The organism is Halomonas sp. OfavH-34-E (genome assembly GCF_024124525.1).
GTDB classification, from domain to species: Bacteria; Pseudomonadota; Gammaproteobacteria; order Pseudomonadales; family Halomonadaceae; genus Halomonas; species Halomonas litopenaei.
The window spans coordinates 26,042-41,953 of sequence record NZ_JAMXRY010000036.1; the positions used below are offsets into that span (position 1 = coordinate 26,042).

Below are 15,912 nucleotides of genomic sequence, written 5' to 3' on the forward strand. Positions count from 1 at the left end.
GAATAAGGCCCACCTCCTGCTTTCCAGATGGCCCCATCCGGCGCCGATGACGCTCTCTCAATCGAATGTCTGTGGAAGCCCCGTCCAGTCCGGGAACTCCAATCCACCCAAGCGCATCTCGATGCTCAGCCCGAGTTCACGGGCGCACAGGCTCAGGGTGAGGCGGTCATCCTGCGCCTGCCAGGCGTAGAGGGGATCGCCCGACTGCTGACGATTTGAATGACTATTCGTATGGCTATTCGAATGGCTGATCATGTCGGTCAGGTCAGGCGCCATCAATGAGCCGATGCGGGTGGCAAGGACGTGGTCCGGGGGCTGGCCTTCGAGACAGCCGAGTTTGTAGCGGGCCTCGTACAGGGTCCAGGCGCGGTAGAAGGCTGCCAGGGCATCCGGCGCCCGCTGGATGGCCCGGCGTACGCTGGCTTCGGGCAGCGTCGCGATCAGGCCATCGAGGCGGCTTCGGTGACGCTGTCGCTGTCGCCGGTCGGGACATTCGATATCCAGCCCTACCGGCACCTCGGCGAGCCCAGCGACGACCAGGCTGCCGCTGTGGCTGAGGCACGCGGTCCAGGGCGAGGGTAGCCCGGGGTGGCGAGGCGGCCCGGCACCGCGAGGGGACCAGCCCGCCACCGGGCAGTCAAAGCCGAGTCCGGCGGCGAGTCGGCTGAGCCGTTCACGACCCAGGTGCGAGGCAGCCTCGCCGCGAATGCCTGCTTGAATGCGTCGCGGCTGTCGCCCGTTGTCGTGTCCTTGGCGTGCTTGCTGCGACCCAATTCCTTGTTGTCTCCCCCGTGCCGCACCCTGATCGGACGTGCCGCTGGCCGGCAGTTCGGCGATGGCCAGCAGCAGGCATGGGAGACGAGCCTCAGCGCAGGGTGACGACATCGCCCTTCAGCGCGACACCGGCCATCAAGGCGCCGGCGTGGCACTCGTACTCGCTGGTCGAGGCGCGTGCGTTCCTGTCGTAGAAGCTCTCGATGTTGACCACGGCGTTGCCGCCCTGCTGGCGGGCACTATCCTGGAGCGCGATCAGCGCCGACAGCATGACCCAGCGACAGGCCTCTTCGTCGGTCTTGTTGAAGGCGTTGGTCTTGCGGCTGGTGACCACCTCACCGAAGTCCTGGCTGACGTTGCCGCCGGCATCGGCAAACACCAGGCGGATGTTCGGGTCAAGCTTCTCCTGGGCGGCCGGAGTGGCCAGGGCTTCCTGGATCGGCAGGAAGTAGGGGGTGTCCCTGGCTTGGGCACTGGTGGCTGCGCCAAGGCCTGCGACCAGTAGCGTCAGTGCGAGGATTCCCTTTCTCATGGTGTCGTTTCCTTTCTTTTTGGTGGGAGGCCTGGTGGCCCCTTGGGCTTCAGCTACGGCCAGCGGCGGAAGATCAAGGAGGTGTTGATGCCGCCGAAGGCAAAGTTGTTGCTCATCACGTACTCGCAGTCGATGCGTCGGCCCTCGCCGCGCAGGTAGTCGAGCTCGGCGCAGGCCGGGTCGGGATGGTCGAGATTGAGGGTGGGGTGAAACCAGCCCTCGCGCATCATCTCGATGGCGACCCAGGCCTCGAGGGCACCGCAGGCCCCCAGGGTGTGGCCGGTGAAGCTCTTGAAGGCGCTGACCGGCTGGCGCTCGCCGAATACTGCCCGGGTTGCCTGGCTCTCGGCGATGTCGCCACGATCGGTGGCGGTGCCGTGGGCGCTGACGTAGCCGATCTGGGCGGGGCTGACGCCGGCATCGTCGAGGGACTGGCGAATCGCGCGCTCCATCATGGCGGCGTCGGGCTGGGTGACGTGGCGGCCATCGCTGTTGGTGCCGAAGCCGACCAGTTCGGCGTAGATGCGGGCGCCGCGCGCCTGGGCATGCTCCAGGTCCTCGAGGATCAGGCTACCGGCGCCTTCACCGATCACCAGACCGTCTCGGTTGCGGTCGAATGGGCGCGGCGTTGCCTCGGGGGTGTCGTTGCGGGTGCTGGTGGCGAACAGGGTATCGAAGACCGCCGCCTCCGAGGCGGACAGTTCCTCGCAGCCGCCGGCGATCATCGCCTTCTGACGGCCGAAGCGGATCGCTTCGTAGGCGTAGCCGATGCCCTGGCTGCCTGAGGTGCAGGCGCTTGAGGTGGTGTGAATCCGTCCCCGTAGGCCGAGAAAGACGCCGATATTGACCGGCGCGGTGTGGGCCATCATGCGGATGTAGGAATTGGCGTTGAGGCCGTCGGTGGACTTGTTGATCAGCATGTTGCCGAAGTCGGCCACGGCGTCGGGTTCGCCGGCGGAGGCCCCGTAGGCGATGCCCATCTCGCCGCTGCCCAGCAGGTCGCTGTCGAGCAGCCCGGCATCCTCGAGCGCCAGCTCGCTGGCGCGGGTGGCCATGCGCGCGCCGCGCCCCATGCTGCGCAGGGCCTTGCGATGGTAGTGGGCGGGCAGGCTGAAGTCTTCCACCGGGGCGCCGAGGCGAGTGTTTAGCCCATCGTAGACGTCCCACTCGGGAAGGTGGCGAATTCCACTTTCACCGCGCTGCAGTCGGGTCTTGATCGTGTCCCAGTCGTTGCCGACGGGAGAAAAGCCGGCCATGCCGGTGACCACCACGCGGCGGCCAAGTCCATCGGCTCGATGTCCATTGTGATGCATCAGCAGAGGCCTCCATTGACGGCGATGACCTGGCGGGTGATATAGCCTGCGTCCTCGGAGCACAGGAAGCTGACGGTGGCGGCCACCTCCTCGGCGCGACCGCTGCGGCGCATCGGAATCGCCTTCAGCGCTTCCTCGCTGGCCAGACCCTCGGTCATGTCGGTGTCGATCAGTCCCGGGGCCACCGCGTTGACGGTGATCCGGCGCTTGGCCAGCTCCACCGCCAGGGCCTTCACCGCGCCGATCAGGCCGGCCTTGGCGGCGCTGTAGTTGACCTGGCCGCGGTTGCCCATGATCCCCGACACCGACGACATGACCACGATGCGGCCTGGCCTGCGGCGTCGCACCATGGGCATGGTGATCGGCTTGACCACGTTGTAGAAACCGTTGAGGCCGGTATCGATGACGCTGTCCCAGTCGTCATCGGTGAGCGCAGGGAAGGCGCCGTCGGCGGTGATGCCGGCGTTGCAGACCACCCCGTGGTAGGCGCCGTGGACCTCCATGTCGGCCTCGAGAGCGGCTCTGGCGGCGTCTCTGTCGGTGACGTCGAAGCAGAGCACGCGGGCGTCACGGCCCAGGGCGTGAACTTCGTCGGCCACCTGTTCGGCGGCGTCACGGCGGCTGCGGCAGTGGACCACGATATCGAAGCCATCGCGGGCGAGCCTGAGGGCGATGGCGCGGCCAATGCCCCGACTGGAGCCGGTGACGAGCAGGGTATCGGTCATGGCGCTGAATCCTCGAGCATGGCCGACAGGGTCTCGGCACTGTCGGGTTGAAAGACGTTGAGGGTGGCGTGGGCCAGGCGCCGCTCCTTTGCGTCGCGCAATTCACCGCGGAAGGCGCCGAGTCCATTGTCGGCGCGGTAGTCGAGTTCGACCTTGACCTCGACAGGGGAATCGAAGACGAAATGCTCGACGTCGCAGTGATAGTGCCGTGAGCCCAGCAGAAAACCGATCCGGGGTTCGCCTCCGGCCTCGCGGGCGGCCCGCCCGGACCAGGCAGCGATGGCCTGGGCCAGCCACTCCAGGCCGACCCAGCCGGGAATGCCGTGGTCATTGGCAAAGGGGTCCTGCCGGTCGGGCGTGATACGGGCGATCAGATGTTCCTCACCGATCTCCAGCACGCTGTCGAGCAGGCACATGGCGCCGGAGTGGGGCACCAGGTCGGCGATAGGGGGCAGCGCGTCTGCACTGCCGGAAGAAGAGGCATCAGTGGACATAAGGGGGGCTGTCACGGGAGTCGGGGGTGTCGTCATGGCGCGCGCTCCATCACCAGGGCGATATTGTTCCCACCAAAGGCGAAGGCGTTGGTCAGGCTACGTCGCACCTCGGTGGCTGGCGTCGTATCAGATCCGCACAGCGAAAGCGCGGGCAGTTGCGGGTCTGCTGCGTGCAGATGTGGCGGCCGCCGGTTGTGGTGCATGGCCAGCCAGCAGAAGGCTGCCTCCAGCGCGCCGCAGGCGCCCAGGGTGTGGCCGGTGAGGCTCTTGGTCGAGCCACAGGCCACGCCATCGGGGAAGGCTTGAGCGACCGCCCGGGACTCCATGCTGTCGTTCTGTCGGGTGGCGGTGCCGTGGAGATTCAGATAGTCGATCTGATCCGGACCGAGGCCGGCCATCTCTAGAGCGGCGCGCATGGCCTCCAGAGCGCCCATGCCGTCGGGGCGAGGGGCGGAGATATGGTGGGCGTCGCTGGTCTCGCCGCAGCCGCTGAGCTGAACGCCGCCGGGTTCGGCGGTGACCAGGAACAGTGCGGCGCCTTCGCCCAGATTGATGCCGTCGCGATCCTCGGCGAAGGGGCGACAGGGCTCGTCGCTGACCGCCTCGAGGGCGGCAAAGCCGTTCACCGTAAGACCGCACAGGCTGTCGGCGCCACCGGCGATGACGGCGTCACACAGCCCCGCCTTGAGCATCCGCCTGGCGCTGGCCAGGGCCTTGGCGCTGGAGGTGCAGGCGGTCGACAGGGTATAGGCGGTGATCAGACGGATATCCGGCCGCTCGGCGGCCAGGCGCCAGGCCAGAAAGTCGGACGCTGCGCCGATCTCGTGGCGGCAGTAGTGGAAGGGCTCTGGCCACTGGCCGCTGGCGGCACGATGGGCCACTGCCGCCTCGGTCTCGCCGATACCGGAGGTGCTGGTGCCCAGCACGACGCCCAGGCGTGCCCCGGGATGGCTGGCAAGGTAGTCATCAAGGGTCGGCCGCAGACGCGCGAAAGCGGCGTCCAGCAGGCGATTGTTGCGCGAACGATGGCGCGCCGGCCAGTCACCGTCGTCGGGCAACGGCGTGGTCACGGTGCCCAGCCACAGCGGCCTGCCGGGGGTGTATTTATCGCTACGCACCAGGCCGTGCTGGCCGTCGAACAGCCGCGCGGCGATGGTCGAGAGGTCATCCCCCAGGGGGCAGACCAGTGCCGGCGCATGCAGTCGGCAGGGTGTCTGCGCAGGTGTCACGTCGAGGGGCATGGTGAATCGGTCACTGCGTTATGGTTGGTGGTGGTCGTGCTGACGCTGCTGTTCGGGCTTTTGTTCTCGCGGGCATCCGGGGAGGGCGCGAGGGTCGCCACGCTGAGCCGGTAGTCAGCCTCGATATCATGAATCACGTGGCAGGTCGGCGTCATCTCGAGTCGCACCGCCAGGCGGCCCTGATGATAGATGCGGCGCTCGTGGTCGCGCTGCTCGAGCGACCAGTCACTGCCGGCGAAGGCCTCTCGCAGGCGTGCTTCGGGCCACAGGCTGAAACTCAGGCGGCTGGCCAGCCAGTCGGCGCTGAAAGGCGGCTCGAAGGCGGCGCCCGGAGCGAAGCGCGCGCCCTCGTCATCCTGCACCAGGGTCAGCAGTCGCTGGCCCTGAGGGCTTATCAGCGCCAACTGAAGCTGCTGGTGGTCATGACGCAGCACGCCGAGCAGCACGCGGCGCTCGCCCTGGTGCTCGAAGGTCAGCCGCTGGGTCTGGGCGCTGATGGGCGCTAGCGTGTGCAGTGCCGGCATCGGCGCCACGCCTGGACCCAACCCGCAGGCGCCGAGCAGGCAGAGTATCACTAGCGCCGCGAAGGACCTGCCTGGCCCACGCAGCCTGGCCCAGGGGCTCGACCACCCGCCATTTGGCGGGTGGTGCGGGAGCGTAGAGCGCACCTTCACGGAGCGACGGCCTGGCTGTCCAGTTCGCAACGCTCGGCCAGGCTGGTGAGGCGTCGACGGCTGGCGGCGACAAAGGGGTTGTCGATGTCCCAGGCGTATCCCGCCAGCACCGAGGCGATCATCTGACGCACCCGGGGCTGTTGATCCGGATGGAAGATGACGCGTGGCAGGCGGCCGTCGTACCAGGCATCGACAAACTCGCGGAAGGTGGCGACACCACGGCGCAGCGGTGCTTCAAAGTCCTGCGCCCAGTCCACGGCCTCGCCGTCGAGCTGGTCTGCTACCAGTGGCGTCGCGCGCAGCGCCGAGTCCAGCGCGATGGTGACGCCGGAAGAGAACACCGGATCGAGAAACTCGCCGGCGTTGCCGAGGATCGCGAAGCCCGGCCCGTGCAGGCGGGTGATATCGGCGGAGTAACCGTCGATGCGCTGGACCTCGCGGGTGGCCGTCGCGTCCTTGAGCAGGCGAGCGTAGCGGGGCTCCTGACCCAGCATCGCCCACAGCCGCTGGTCGTCGCTGTCGCCGGCGCTCTCGAGCAACTCGGGACTGGCGACGACACCGACGGAGGCGCGCCCGTCACGGAAGGGGATCAGCCAGTACCACACGTCCGGGTGGGTCGGGTGGACGCCGATCAGAATCTTGTCGCGGTCATGCTCGGCGCGATCGATACGGTCTTCGACGTGGGTGAACAGCGCGCAGCGAGTGGCCAGGCTGGAGGGGCGGTCCAGCGCCTCCAGGCGTGCCAGCACGCGGCCATAGCCGCTGGCATCGAGGACGAAGCGGGCTTCGATGTCGAAGCACTTCCCGTCATCGTCGACACAGCTCAGTCGCGGCCTGAACGGATCGGCGCGAAAGTCGCTGACGCTGACGCCGAAGTCGACGCGCGCGCCCGCCGCCCTGGCACCCTCGATCAGGCGCTGGTCGAAGTCGTCACGGGGCACCTGCCAGGTGGTGCCGGGGCCATCGCTGAACTTGTCACGGAAATCGATGGCCGCGTAGTCGTCGCCCCGGCAAAAGGCGGCGCCGTTTTTCGGCTGGTAGCCACCGGCCTTGGCCGCCTCGAGCAGGCCGCAGCGCTCCAGGTGCACCATGCACTGGGGCAGCAGGCTTTCGCCGATGACGAAGCGCGGAAAGTGGGTGCGCTCCAGCACCCTGACCGAATAGCCCTTGCGCGCAAGCCAGGCCGCGGCCGCTGCGCCCGAGGGGCCGGCACCGATGATGGCGACGTCGGTATCAGGTCGATCTTCCATGGGATGAACTCTCCAGTTCTTGGGTGTCGCTTCCTGCGACACCCCGGTGGGCGGCCACGCCAGCGCGTTCCGTCGCGCCTCGGGCCAGGGGGACCAGGCACCAGGTGGCAACCAGTCCGATCAGGCAGGTCTGACCAAGAAAGTGCAGTGCCGGCGTGGCACTGAACGCCAACAGGCCGAACGCCAGCAGGCTGGACGCGCAGGACAGGCTGATCGCCAGCCATGCGCCCGGGTCTTGCGGGTGCTCGGTGCTGAAGATACCGGCGTCGAGTCCGATGCCGAGCACCAGCAAAAGACCCAGCAGGTGAAACAGGGTCAGGCCGGTGTGGCTCAGTGCGTAGAGACCCAGGGTGATGATCACTGCGCCCACCGGCGGCAGCAGCACCCGCCAGGCGTGGCGACGGTAGCGCAGGCCGAAGACGCCCACCAGCAGTGCCAGGGCGAGTGCCAGCCAGCGCACCAGCTCCTCGCTGAGCAAGGCGAGCTGCTGCGACAGCGCCGCGACCCGATCGCGATAGATCACGTCCGGTGACTCGGCGAGCTGCGTCAGCGCCTTCGATGCGGTGGCGTCCACCTCACCGATGGTGATCAGGGCGGCGGGGCGTTCGAGGCCATCGAGCCAGAGCGCACGGTCGGCTTCGCCGGCGCGGCTCGACAGCCAGGTCTGCGGGGACAGGAAGGGCACCTCGTGCAGAGGATCTTCAAGGCGCGGGATCAATGTCGAGGGCAAGCCGGCAGCCTTCAGCAGCTCCGGCAGGGCCGCGGCGTAGCGCTCGCGCACCCGTTCGAGGTTGTGCTCCTGGGTCTGCATCGACGGTACCGCCTGGGCCAGGTGGCGATGGGAGGACAGGTGGCCCTCCCGTTCGAGCCGGGACAGCGGCTCGTCAAGCTGTTCCAGGCGCTTCAGCAGGGCATCCGGGGTCTCGGCACTGACGATCAGGTAGCGGAAGCTGGCCGGGCGCTCGAGCAGCGTCTGTACCCGCTGCTGTTCGGCGATCAGCGCAGCCGGCGACGGATTGAGCTGGCGCAGGTCATGGCTGGTGGTACTCCGGGTCAGCGCCAGCGCGGCAGCCACAACCAGCACCAGCGCCAGGGCGGGATACACCCAGCGCTGGCCGCGGCCAAGACGCAGTCGATCGAGCCGCCTGGCGATGGTGGCGGTAGCCGGGTGGTGATAGAGCGGCAGCCGTGGCAGCCACAGACGCACGCTGAGCCAGGCGCCGAGCAGGCCGAGTGCGGTGAAGGTGGCCATCTGGCGCAGCCCCGGCAAGGGAGTCGCCAGTTGCACCAGGTAGGCGCATAGGCTCGAGGCCAGGCCTAGCGTCAGGCCCGGCCAGAACAAGCGCAGTGAGCGCCCCGGGTTGAGTTGGCGGGTGCATTGCAGATGCAGCGCGTAGTCCACCGACAGACCGATCAGGCTGGCGCCGAAGGCCAGGGTGATCAGGTTGAGCGAGCCGAAGATCAGCCAGGTCAGCGCGCTGGCAAACACCAGACCGGTGGCCACCGGCAACAGCAGCGTGGCGATCACCAGCGGGCGGCGGAACACCAGCGCGAGCAACGCCAGAATGCCGAACAGCGAACCCAGACCGATGGTGGCGATCTCGTGACTCGCCTGCCTGGCACCGGCGGCGGCATGGAATACCAGCCCGGCGCGCAGCAGGGTCAGCTCGGGATGCGCCTGGCCGAAGCGCTCCAGCACCGCACTCAGCTCTTGCTGCAGTGCCATGTCGTAGGGGCTGGCCGCCAGGGTTGCGCCGATCAGGCTCCACTCGGTCTTGTCGGTGACCACCCCGGGGCCGCCGGGGTGCCAGCTGACCGGGCCCTGGAAGCGAGCCTCGAGCCAGCCGTCGAGCAGGCCGAAGGGGTCGCGCTCGAGATCGGCGTCGACGCCTGGGGCGAACAGCCGTGACAGGCCGCGCTGGCGCCAGGCCTCGGCGTCTTGGCGGGCCAGCGAATCGGTCAGCAGGCGATAGCGATAGGGGGTCAGGGTCTGATCCGGGCGCGGCGGCGACTGGCTATCCAGGCTTGCGATGATGCCGCTGGCCGTCAGCGCCTGGCGAAGCTCGTTGACCGCCTCCACGGGGGCGGCGTGCGGCGTCGCGTCGCTCGCGACCAGCAACAAGAAGCGGCGCTCGAAGGTGGACGCAAGACTGTCATCGGCGCGGGCGATCAACTCGCCCTGCTGATGTTCGGGCAGCAGGGCGGTGATGCGGGTATCCAGTGGCGCACCGCGCAGCACTTGCACGGCCAGCAGCACGATACAGGCCAGCAGCACCAGTCCCCAGCCGCGACTCGCCAGCAGCGCGCCGCGGGCTGAATCAGTGCCCCCGAGACTCATGCGCCGGGGGCTCCGGTCAGGGCGTCACAGGGCAGCGGCGACAACTCGAGGCGCAGACGATCGCCGTCGGTGAAGCTGACCTGAAGGTGCTCGACCTGCTCGGCGCCGTCCAGTTCGATCCCTTGCAGACGCTCGGCGATGGCCCTGTCCAGGGGCGCAAGTTGTGCCTGCCAGTCATCGAGGTTGCCGCCAAGGCGCACGCTGAAATGCCCTTCAAGGCTCGCCCAGTTGCCGTCGAACAGTCCCGTCAGAACGGGTAGCAGGGCCTTGAGCCCCGGTGGCAGTTCGGGGTTGTCGGCGGACAGCACGACCCGATCCTCGATCGGGCTCAGGGTCTGCCACACCAGCCCAGAGGGCTCGCGACGAAAGTAGCCGGCGCTGGGCAGTTCGGTCTGCAGGTCCGCCATCCAGCGGTTCTGCTCGAAACTCACGCAGGCCGGCTGATGCTGCTCCAGTTGCCGGCTCAACTGCGGCAGACTCGGTACCGTGCCGGTGGAGGCAACAGCAGCCGTTGCCAGCATCGGCAGCACCAGCAGGATGCCCGCCAGGGCGCCCCTCAAGGCTCGGCTTTTCCCGTGAGCCCAGCGAGGCCGGTGTGAACGGTGGTGCGTGGAGCTGTGGTTCATGGTTGCGCCTCCTGCCAGGCGATCAGCCGCTCGATCAGCGCAGGTGGCGAGGCCAGGCGCATCTCGCCATCGTCCAGCCCCACCGCGACCTGGACCGACCAGGCGCGGGTCAGGCGCTTGCGGCTCTCGGCGCAGCGGATGGTGTAGTCGATCTTGAGGCGGTTTTCCCATTCGCTCAGGCGAGCCTCGATGGCCAGGCGCTGGGCGAAACGAGCGGGCGCGGCGTAGCGCAGGCGCAGATCGATGATCGGCCAGGCGAAGCCCGATGCGCGCATCTGCAGGTAGTTGTAGTCGATGGCGTCGAGCAACCGGCAGCGGGCGATCTCGAGATAGCGCACGTAGTGGCCGTGCCAGGCCACCTCCATCATGTCGACGTCGTGAAAGGGCACCTCGAGCTCCACCTCGGCTCGGGGTAGCGGGCGATCGTCAGGCGTCATAGAACCTCCAGTGACGGCGGCGTATCAGGCCACAGAGGTGGTTGAGGTCGCTGTCCATGGCGCGGTCCTCGGCCAGGGGGGCGACGTCGCGGCGCACGCTGTCGACGAAGGCCGCCAGGCGCTCGGGAACGGCGCCGGCGTCGTTCAGTCGGCTGCGCAGTTCGACGCCCTGCACCGCGGCGTGCAGGGTCGCGGCAGCCACCTGCTCGACCAGGGTCAGCACGCGCAGGGCATCGCGCGCGGCGATGGTGCCCATGCTGACCTTGTCCTGGTTGTGGCACTCGGTGGAGCGCGAGAAGACGCTGGCCGGCATGGTCAGCTTGAGCGCCTCGGCGGTCCAGGCGGAGGCGCCGATCTGTACCGCCTTGTAACCATGATTGAGCGCGAGGCGCTCGGCACTGGCGCCGCTCAGGTTGCTCGGCAGGCCATGGTTGTAGCGGCTGTCCACCAATAGAGCCAACTGCCGGTCGAGCAGGTCGGCCAGATTGGCGGCGGCCTGCTTCAGACTGTCCATGACAAAAGCCACGTGGCCACCGTAGAAGTGGCCGCCGTGCATCACCTTGCCGGCCTCGGCATCGATCAAGGGGTTGTCATTGGCGCTGTTGAGTTCATTGGTCAGGAACTGTCGCCACCAGGGCAGGGCGTCTTCGACCACGCCGATCACGTGGGGCGCGCAGCGGGTCGAGTAGCGATCCTGCAGTCTGGGTGAGTTACGCGGGGTACGCGGTGCATGCAGGTCCTGGCGCAGCCTGGCGGCCACCTGCTGCTGTCCCGGGTGCGGCTTGGCGGCGAACAGTTCGGCATCGAAGTGGTAGGGGTTGCCGTCCAGCGCCTGCACCGACAGCGCGGTGATGCGAGTCGACAGTTGTGCCAGGTAGGCGCAACGGGCGAAGGCCAGGCAGCCCAGCGCGGTCATCACCGCAGTGCCATTCATCAGCGCCAGGCCTTCCTTGGGCTTCAGTCGATAGGGGAGCAGGCCGCGCTCGGCCAGGGCCTCGGCGGCCGGACGGCGGGTACCATTGTCGATGACCTCGCGCTCACCGCACAGCACCGCGGCCAGATAGGACAGCGGCGTCAGGTCACCGCTGGCGCCGACCGAGCCTTCCTCGGGAATCACCGGCAGCACGTCGTGCTCGAGTAGCCAGGCCAGCCGCTCGAGCAGCTCGAAGCTGACCCCGGACACCCCCTGGCACAGCGATACCAGGCGCACCAGCACCACCGCCCGGGCTGCCTCGATGTCGAGGATCTGGCCCATGCCGCAGCCATGGAAGGTGTACAGCTGGCGGGGCAGGTCGTCGATGTCCTGGTGGGCCACCGGTCGGGTACAGGCGTCGCCGTAGCCGGTGGTGACGCCGTAGACCACGCCGTCTTCTTTAAGCAGGCGCGCGAGAAAGCGCTGGCCGCGCTCGATGCGCGTGCGAAACTCGGGAGCTGGCGACAGCGCGACGCTTCGGCGGCGCAGGGCCACATCGAGTACGTCCTCCAGGCTCAGGGCGCCGCCATCGAGGATCAAGGGGGCGGTCGGCTCAGCGGGGTGGGTCATGGTCAGTCGTCTCGTCGGCGATCCAGAAAGGAAAGAAGTTGAACCACTGCAACGGGTGGCGCTGGACGCGCCAGGCCAGGTCGGCGCAATGGCGTTGCATGGCCTCGGCGATCCAGGCGCTGCGGCCACGGCGCCCCAGCCGCGAGGTGTCGTCGATCAGGTCGAAGTCGACCACAAAGCCGTCGCCATCACGCACACAGGCAAGCCGGTAGAGCCGACAGCGCAGCAGGCTGGCGAGCAGGAAGGGGCCCTCGGGAAAGGGCGCCGGTGCACCGAGAAACTCGAGCGCACGGGTGCGGCCCTGGCGCAAGGGAATGCGATCGGCAGCGATGACCACGAAGCCTCCGGCGCGGATGCGTGCGTCCAGGCGCTGGGCGCTGGACGGTGAAATCTCGCTGACCTCGAGAATCTCGGGGCGACGGCGGCCGGTGGCGCGCTCCAGCAGTTCGTTGAACTTGCGCGCGTTGCGGGTGTGCATGATCACCGTCAGGTCCAGCGAGGGGTGGCGTTCGCTGAGGGCGTTGACGATGTCCAGGTTGCCGTGGTGGGCGACCAGAATCAGGCCCCCCTGGCCGCCGTCCACGGCCTGGGCGAAGTGCTGTACACCGTCGCCGGACAGCCGCGAGGGGGGATACTCGCCGTTCCAGGCGGCCACCTTGTCCATCAGCGATCGACCAAAGCTCAGAAAGTGACGAAAGCTACGCGCCCGCAGCCGCAGTGGCTGTCGTTCGAGCGCCGGATCGAGCCGTGTCAGGTAGTCCTGGGAGGCGCGCCGGGCGGTGCGGTGGGACAGGTAGTACCACAGGATCACCGGCCACAGCAGTAGCTGGAAGGGCCAGTCGCCGAAGCGTCTCAGCCAGACCATGAACAGCATCCCCGAGAGGGTGCCGCGCTCGCCGATGGCGGCCCAGTGGCGGTTCATGGCTGCCTCCGATGGCGCCACAGCAGACCGGGCAGGCGGGGCCACATGGCCACGAACAGGCGGGCGTGCATGGCGCTGATCTGGGCGTTGTCGCGCCACAGGGCGAAGTGGCTGACTCCTTGCTCGGGGTAGTGCACCCGTACCGGCAGGTTGGTGAGTTCGCCCCCAGCCCAGTACCAGCGCACCAGCACCTCGGTGTCGAAGGTCATGCGATCACCACAGGGGTGCCGACGCAGCAGGCCATTGACGGCAGCCAGGGGGTAGAGACGTACCCCGCACATGGAGTCGCGAATCCGCCGCGACAGGGTGTTGATCCAGACCCACACATGGGTGGCGTAGCGGCCGTACAGCCGGGCCCTGGGCACGCTGTCATCATAGCGGGCGTAGCCGACCAGCAGACGATGGGGCGTCTGGTGCATGGCATCGATGAAGGCTGGCAGGTCGTCCGGGTGGTGCTGGCCATCGGCGTCGACCTGCAATGCGTGGCTGTAGCCCAGCCGCTCGGCCTCGAGCAGCCCACTGCGCACCGCCGCGCCCTTGCCACGATTGCGCTGGTGGGTCACCAGCGCGTGGCCCGCGTTGGCCAGACGCTCGAGCTCCCGGCGACAGGACGGATCACTGCCGTCGTCCACCAGGATCACCGGCAGGCCCAGATCGACGAGCCGCCCGACCACTCCGGCCACACTGTCGGGGTGGTTGTAGACCGGTACCACGGCGCAGGGGCGGGGCTCAGTCATGGCGCGCCTCCAGCCGGACCCTGCCGCCGGCGTGGCGACCCTTCGGCGAGTCGAACGAGAAAGCGATGCCATCGGTACGACGCTTGAGCGTCAACGTCAGGCGTTGGCCGGGACGCAGGACCTTCTGGAACTTCAGCCGGTCGACGCCGCGAAAGGCGCAAAGCGCCGGAAACCGCTCACGCGCGTGGTGGATGGCCCACTGCACCAGTACCACCCCGGGAACCAGCGCGAAGCCCTCGAAGTGGCCTTCCAGATAGCGCAGACGCTCGGGTACCTCGAGGGTGATGCGCTGCTCGTCGTCGACGTCCACTGCGCCCAGCCAGCGCGGCAGACGATCGTCGTCGAGGTCATCGAAGAAGCGACGCAGGGTAGCGTGATCGTGCTTGCCCTGGGGATTGAGTGGAAGCGACTCGACGAAGCGCCAGTAGCGCGGAATCGCCGACGGCTCGTGTTCGCTGGCGAGGTGCTCGCGCAGGGTCGAGATCAGCCTTCTTCGGGGCTCATGCTGCTGGGGTAGCGCATCGCCGGCCACGGCCAGCACCACGCCGAGCCTTCCGTCGCGCAAGTCGAGATCCACGCAGCGGGCGTCATCGACAACCTCGTGCTGGCACAGACGTTGTTCCAGCGCCGTCAGCGAAACACGCTTGCCGCCGATCTTGGCCAGTCGGTCGCGGCGCCCCAGCAGGCGAAAGCCCTCGCCCTGGCGCTCGACCCGATCGGCCTGGTCCCACCACTGCTCCGGCCGGGCCAGGAAGGGCGAGCGCAATCGCAGGGAGCTGTCATTCAGGTCCAGCTCGACCCCGGGGAACGGGGTCCAGAGATCACCGCTCGACTGCCGACGATGGGCGATGCCGCCGGTCTCGGTGCTGCCGTAGATCTCGATCACCGGGCTATCCAGCAGACGCTCGCAGCGCATGGCGTCGTCCCTGGACAGCGGCGCTCCGGAGCACAGTACCCGGGCAATGCGCTGGTGGTGCAGGGCCAGGTGCTGCGGCAGCCGCGACAGTTGCGCGGGGCTCGCGACCAGGCAGGCGTCCAGCCCGACCGAGGTTGCCTCGCTGACCCGTTGGCCCATCACCTCGGGGAAGCGGCTGTCGTCGCCACAGAAGGGGGCGCCGTGACACAGCGGCGCTAGAATACCGGCGAGCAGGCCGTAGATATGCTGGTGACTAACCTGACAGACCACGGCTGTCTGTGCTAGCGGCCACAGTGCGGCGTGACGCTCGAGCTCTTCGTCGAGTTGGCGAAAGCACTTGGGCTCGAGGCTTGGTTGGCCGGTGGAACCCGAGGTGCACAGCACCACCGCCTCTTTTTCCGCCGCCTCTCTGTCAGCCATCACCGCCGTTGCACCGGCAGGGTTCCGATCAGCTTCCCACTGTGCGGTGGCGAGGGGTTCCTGGGCAGGTAGATCCTGGGTGTCTTCCGGCGATGGCTCGGCGGGGAGTCGGCCGACGACCAGCGGCATCAGTCGCGCCAGAGTGGCGGGACGATCATCGCCGGGAAGCAGCGCGCTTTGTCCGCTTTCCCAGAGTGCCAGCAAGGCTGCAGTAAAAGTGATCGGGTCTGGGTCGAGCAGCAGCCAGCGACCGTGCGGGCGAGGGGCGAGCCAGGCGAGCCAGGCGTCGATTCGCCGGCCAAGATCCCGGGAATGGCACCAGCGGGAGGGCAGGTGCCGAGCGTCCGGCCAGGCCTGTCGCCAGGGGCGATCTGCCAGACACAGATAGCCGTCACGGGTTGTCGGGGCGCCGATGATGGGGCGTGTCATGAGGAGGAGCTCCGCAACCGGCGACGGCACAGCCATTCGCCGGTAAACATCAGGGCGATCAGGCCATAGCTGATAACGCCGTTGTACAGGGTCCAGACGTCCAGGTCCGCAAAGGCCGCCGTCCAGGCAGCGATACCGCCATTGATCAGGAAGAACAGGCACCAGGCCTGGGTGACGCGCCTGGTATAGCGCACCCCGGCGGGGGGCAGGTCGGGCTCCTTGAGACGCGCCAGGCGTTCGATCACCGGCATGCCTCGCCACAGGCTGGCGGCGAAGGACGCCAGCAGTACCGCATTGACGGCCACCGGGTAGCCACGCATGCCAAGCTCGGCATCGACGGCAAGCCCCACCGCCAGCAGCGCCAGAGCGGCAAGGATCGCCAGGCCGCGTGCCTGGGGCAGGCGCCAGGCGATCAGCCCGCAGCCAATCAGCAGCAGTGGCCAGGGCCCCAGGGTGCCCCGCAGCCACCACACCGACAGCGGCCAGCTCAACGACAACGCGGTGGCAAGCACCACGGCGGTAGTGGACACCGTGCGCAAGA

Annotated in this window: 16 protein-coding genes; all 16 read right to left on the reverse strand. The window is 68.1% G+C overall.

The features are described from left to right. Positions 1-57: 57 nt before the first annotated feature. Positions 58-885 (reverse strand): 4'-phosphopantetheinyl transferase family protein, encoded by an 828-nt coding sequence (locus tag NH448_RS15615; RefSeq protein WP_052704423.1) that lies wholly within the window; start codon positions 883-885, stop codon positions 58-60. Further along, complete coding sequence (locus NH448_RS15620) at positions 866-1,306, reverse strand: hypothetical protein (RefSeq protein WP_045993629.1); 441 nt, start codon at positions 1,304-1,306, stop codon at positions 866-868. The genes NH448_RS15615 and NH448_RS15620 overlap by 20 nt, the downstream gene beginning before the upstream one ends. Positions 1,307-1,359: 53 nt before the next feature. Beyond that, positions 1,360-2,619, reverse strand: a complete 1,260-nt coding sequence (locus tag NH448_RS15625) for a beta-ketoacyl-ACP synthase (RefSeq protein WP_045993628.1) — start codon at positions 2,617-2,619, stop codon at positions 1,360-1,362. Further along, positions 2,619-3,344: a 3-oxoacyl-ACP reductase FabG gene (gene fabG / locus NH448_RS15630; protein WP_253028992.1), complete on the reverse strand. Its 726-nt coding sequence runs from the start codon at positions 3,342-3,344 to the stop codon at positions 2,619-2,621. Before fabG ends, NH448_RS15625 begins: the two co-directional genes overlap by 1 nt. Next, a complete protein-coding gene (locus NH448_RS15635; RefSeq protein ID WP_239452575.1) occupies positions 3,341-3,874 on the reverse strand; it encodes a hypothetical protein in 534 nt (177 codons plus the stop codon). Before NH448_RS15635 ends, fabG begins: the two co-directional genes overlap by 4 nt. Continuing rightward, positions 3,871-5,079: a beta-ketoacyl-ACP synthase gene (locus tag NH448_RS15640; protein WP_045993625.1), complete on the reverse strand. Its 1,209-nt coding sequence runs from the start codon at positions 5,077-5,079 to the stop codon at positions 3,871-3,873. The genes NH448_RS15635 and NH448_RS15640 overlap by 4 nt, the downstream gene beginning before the upstream one ends. Then, positions 5,064-5,603 carry a DUF3261 domain-containing protein gene (locus NH448_RS15645; RefSeq protein ID WP_071211134.1) on the reverse strand — a complete coding sequence of 180 codons (540 nt, stop codon included), beginning with the start codon at positions 5,601-5,603 and terminating at the stop codon, positions 5,064-5,066. The genes NH448_RS15640 and NH448_RS15645 overlap by 16 nt, the downstream gene beginning before the upstream one ends. A 146-nt stretch (positions 5,604-5,749) precedes the next feature. Then, complete coding sequence (locus NH448_RS15650; RefSeq protein WP_253028993.1) at positions 5,750-7,003, reverse strand: NAD(P)/FAD-dependent oxidoreductase; 1,254 nt, start codon at positions 7,001-7,003, stop codon at positions 5,750-5,752. Beyond that, positions 6,987-9,341 (reverse strand): hypothetical protein, encoded by a 2,355-nt coding sequence (locus tag NH448_RS15655; RefSeq protein WP_253028994.1) that lies wholly within the window; start codon positions 9,339-9,341, stop codon positions 6,987-6,989. The genes NH448_RS15650 and NH448_RS15655 overlap by 17 nt, the downstream gene beginning before the upstream one ends. Then, positions 9,338-9,967, reverse strand: a complete 630-nt coding sequence (locus NH448_RS15660) for a LolA-related protein (protein ID WP_045993623.1) — start codon at positions 9,965-9,967, stop codon at positions 9,338-9,340. Before NH448_RS15660 ends, NH448_RS15655 begins: the two co-directional genes overlap by 4 nt. Then, the gene (locus NH448_RS15665) at positions 9,964-10,404 is read right to left on the reverse strand and encodes an acyl-CoA thioesterase (protein ID WP_045993622.1); all 441 of its coding nucleotides are present in this window, start codon (positions 10,402-10,404) and stop codon (positions 9,964-9,966) included. Before NH448_RS15665 ends, NH448_RS15660 begins: the two co-directional genes overlap by 4 nt. Next, positions 10,394-11,947, reverse strand: a complete 1,554-nt coding sequence (locus tag NH448_RS15670; RefSeq protein WP_045993621.1) for an aromatic amino acid ammonia-lyase — start codon at positions 11,945-11,947, stop codon at positions 10,394-10,396. The genes NH448_RS15665 and NH448_RS15670 overlap by 11 nt, the downstream gene beginning before the upstream one ends. Beyond that, positions 11,931-12,869 (reverse strand): glycosyl transferase, encoded by a 939-nt coding sequence (locus NH448_RS15675; RefSeq protein WP_052704421.1) that lies wholly within the window; start codon positions 12,867-12,869, stop codon positions 11,931-11,933. Before NH448_RS15675 ends, NH448_RS15670 begins: the two co-directional genes overlap by 17 nt. Continuing rightward, complete coding sequence (locus NH448_RS15680) at positions 12,866-13,606, reverse strand: glycosyltransferase family 2 protein (RefSeq protein WP_045993619.1); 741 nt, start codon at positions 13,604-13,606, stop codon at positions 12,866-12,868. The genes NH448_RS15675 and NH448_RS15680 overlap by 4 nt, the downstream gene beginning before the upstream one ends. Beyond that, complete coding sequence (locus tag NH448_RS15685) at positions 13,599-15,371, reverse strand: AMP-binding protein (protein WP_253028995.1); 1,773 nt, start codon at positions 15,369-15,371, stop codon at positions 13,599-13,601. Before NH448_RS15685 ends, NH448_RS15680 begins: the two co-directional genes overlap by 8 nt. After that, positions 15,368-15,901: a hypothetical protein gene (locus tag NH448_RS15690; protein ID WP_239452578.1), complete on the reverse strand. Its 534-nt coding sequence runs from the start codon at positions 15,899-15,901 to the stop codon at positions 15,368-15,370. The genes NH448_RS15685 and NH448_RS15690 overlap by 4 nt, the downstream gene beginning before the upstream one ends. Positions 15,902-15,912: the final 11 nt, after the last annotated feature.

Bases quoted from the DNA above. Each gene is read 5' to 3' on its own strand.
- NH448_RS15620 (WP_045993629.1), bottom strand. From the start codon at position 1,306: ATGAGAAAGGGAATCCTCGCACTGACGCTACTGGTCGCAGGCCTTGGC.
- NH448_RS15670 (WP_045993621.1), bottom strand. From the start codon at position 11,947: ATGACCCACCCCGCTGAGCCGACCGCCCCCTTGATCCTCGATGGCGGC.
- NH448_RS15660 (WP_045993623.1), bottom strand. From the start codon at position 9,967: ATGAACCACAGCTCCACGCACCACCGTTCACACCGGCCTCGCTGGGCT.
- NH448_RS15680 (WP_045993619.1), bottom strand. From the start codon at position 13,606: ATGACTGAGCCCCGCCCCTGCGCCGTGGTACCGGTCTACAACCACCCC.
- NH448_RS15645 (WP_071211134.1), bottom strand. From the start codon at position 5,603: ATGCCGGCACTGCACACGCTAGCGCCCATCAGCGCCCAGACCCAGCGG.
- NH448_RS15635 (WP_239452575.1), bottom strand. From the start codon at position 3,874: ATGACGACACCCCCGACTCCCGTGACAGCCCCCCTTATGTCCACTGAT.
- NH448_RS15640 (WP_045993625.1), bottom strand. From the start codon at position 5,079: ATGCCCCTCGACGTGACACCTGCGCAGACACCCTGCCGACTGCATGCG.
- NH448_RS15675 (WP_052704421.1), bottom strand. From the start codon at position 12,869: ATGAACCGCCACTGGGCCGCCATCGGCGAGCGCGGCACCCTCTCGGGG.
- NH448_RS15655 (WP_253028994.1), bottom strand. From the start codon at position 9,341: ATGAGTCTCGGGGGCACTGATTCAGCCCGCGGCGCGCTGCTGGCGAGT.
- fabG (WP_253028992.1), bottom strand. From the start codon at position 3,344: ATGACCGATACCCTGCTCGTCACCGGCTCCAGTCGGGGCATTGGCCGC.
- NH448_RS15615 (WP_052704423.1), bottom strand. From the start codon at position 885: ATGTCGTCACCCTGCGCTGAGGCTCGTCTCCCATGCCTGCTGCTGGCC.
- NH448_RS15665 (WP_045993622.1), bottom strand. From the start codon at position 10,404: ATGACGCCTGACGATCGCCCGCTACCCCGAGCCGAGGTGGAGCTCGAG.
- NH448_RS15625 (WP_045993628.1), bottom strand. From the start codon at position 2,619: ATGCATCACAATGGACATCGAGCCGATGGACTTGGCCGCCGCGTGGTG.
- NH448_RS15650 (WP_253028993.1), bottom strand. From the start codon at position 7,003: ATGGAAGATCGACCTGATACCGACGTCGCCATCATCGGTGCCGGCCCC.
- NH448_RS15685 (WP_253028995.1), bottom strand. From the start codon at position 15,371: ATGACACGCCCCATCATCGGCGCCCCGACAACCCGTGACGGCTATCTG.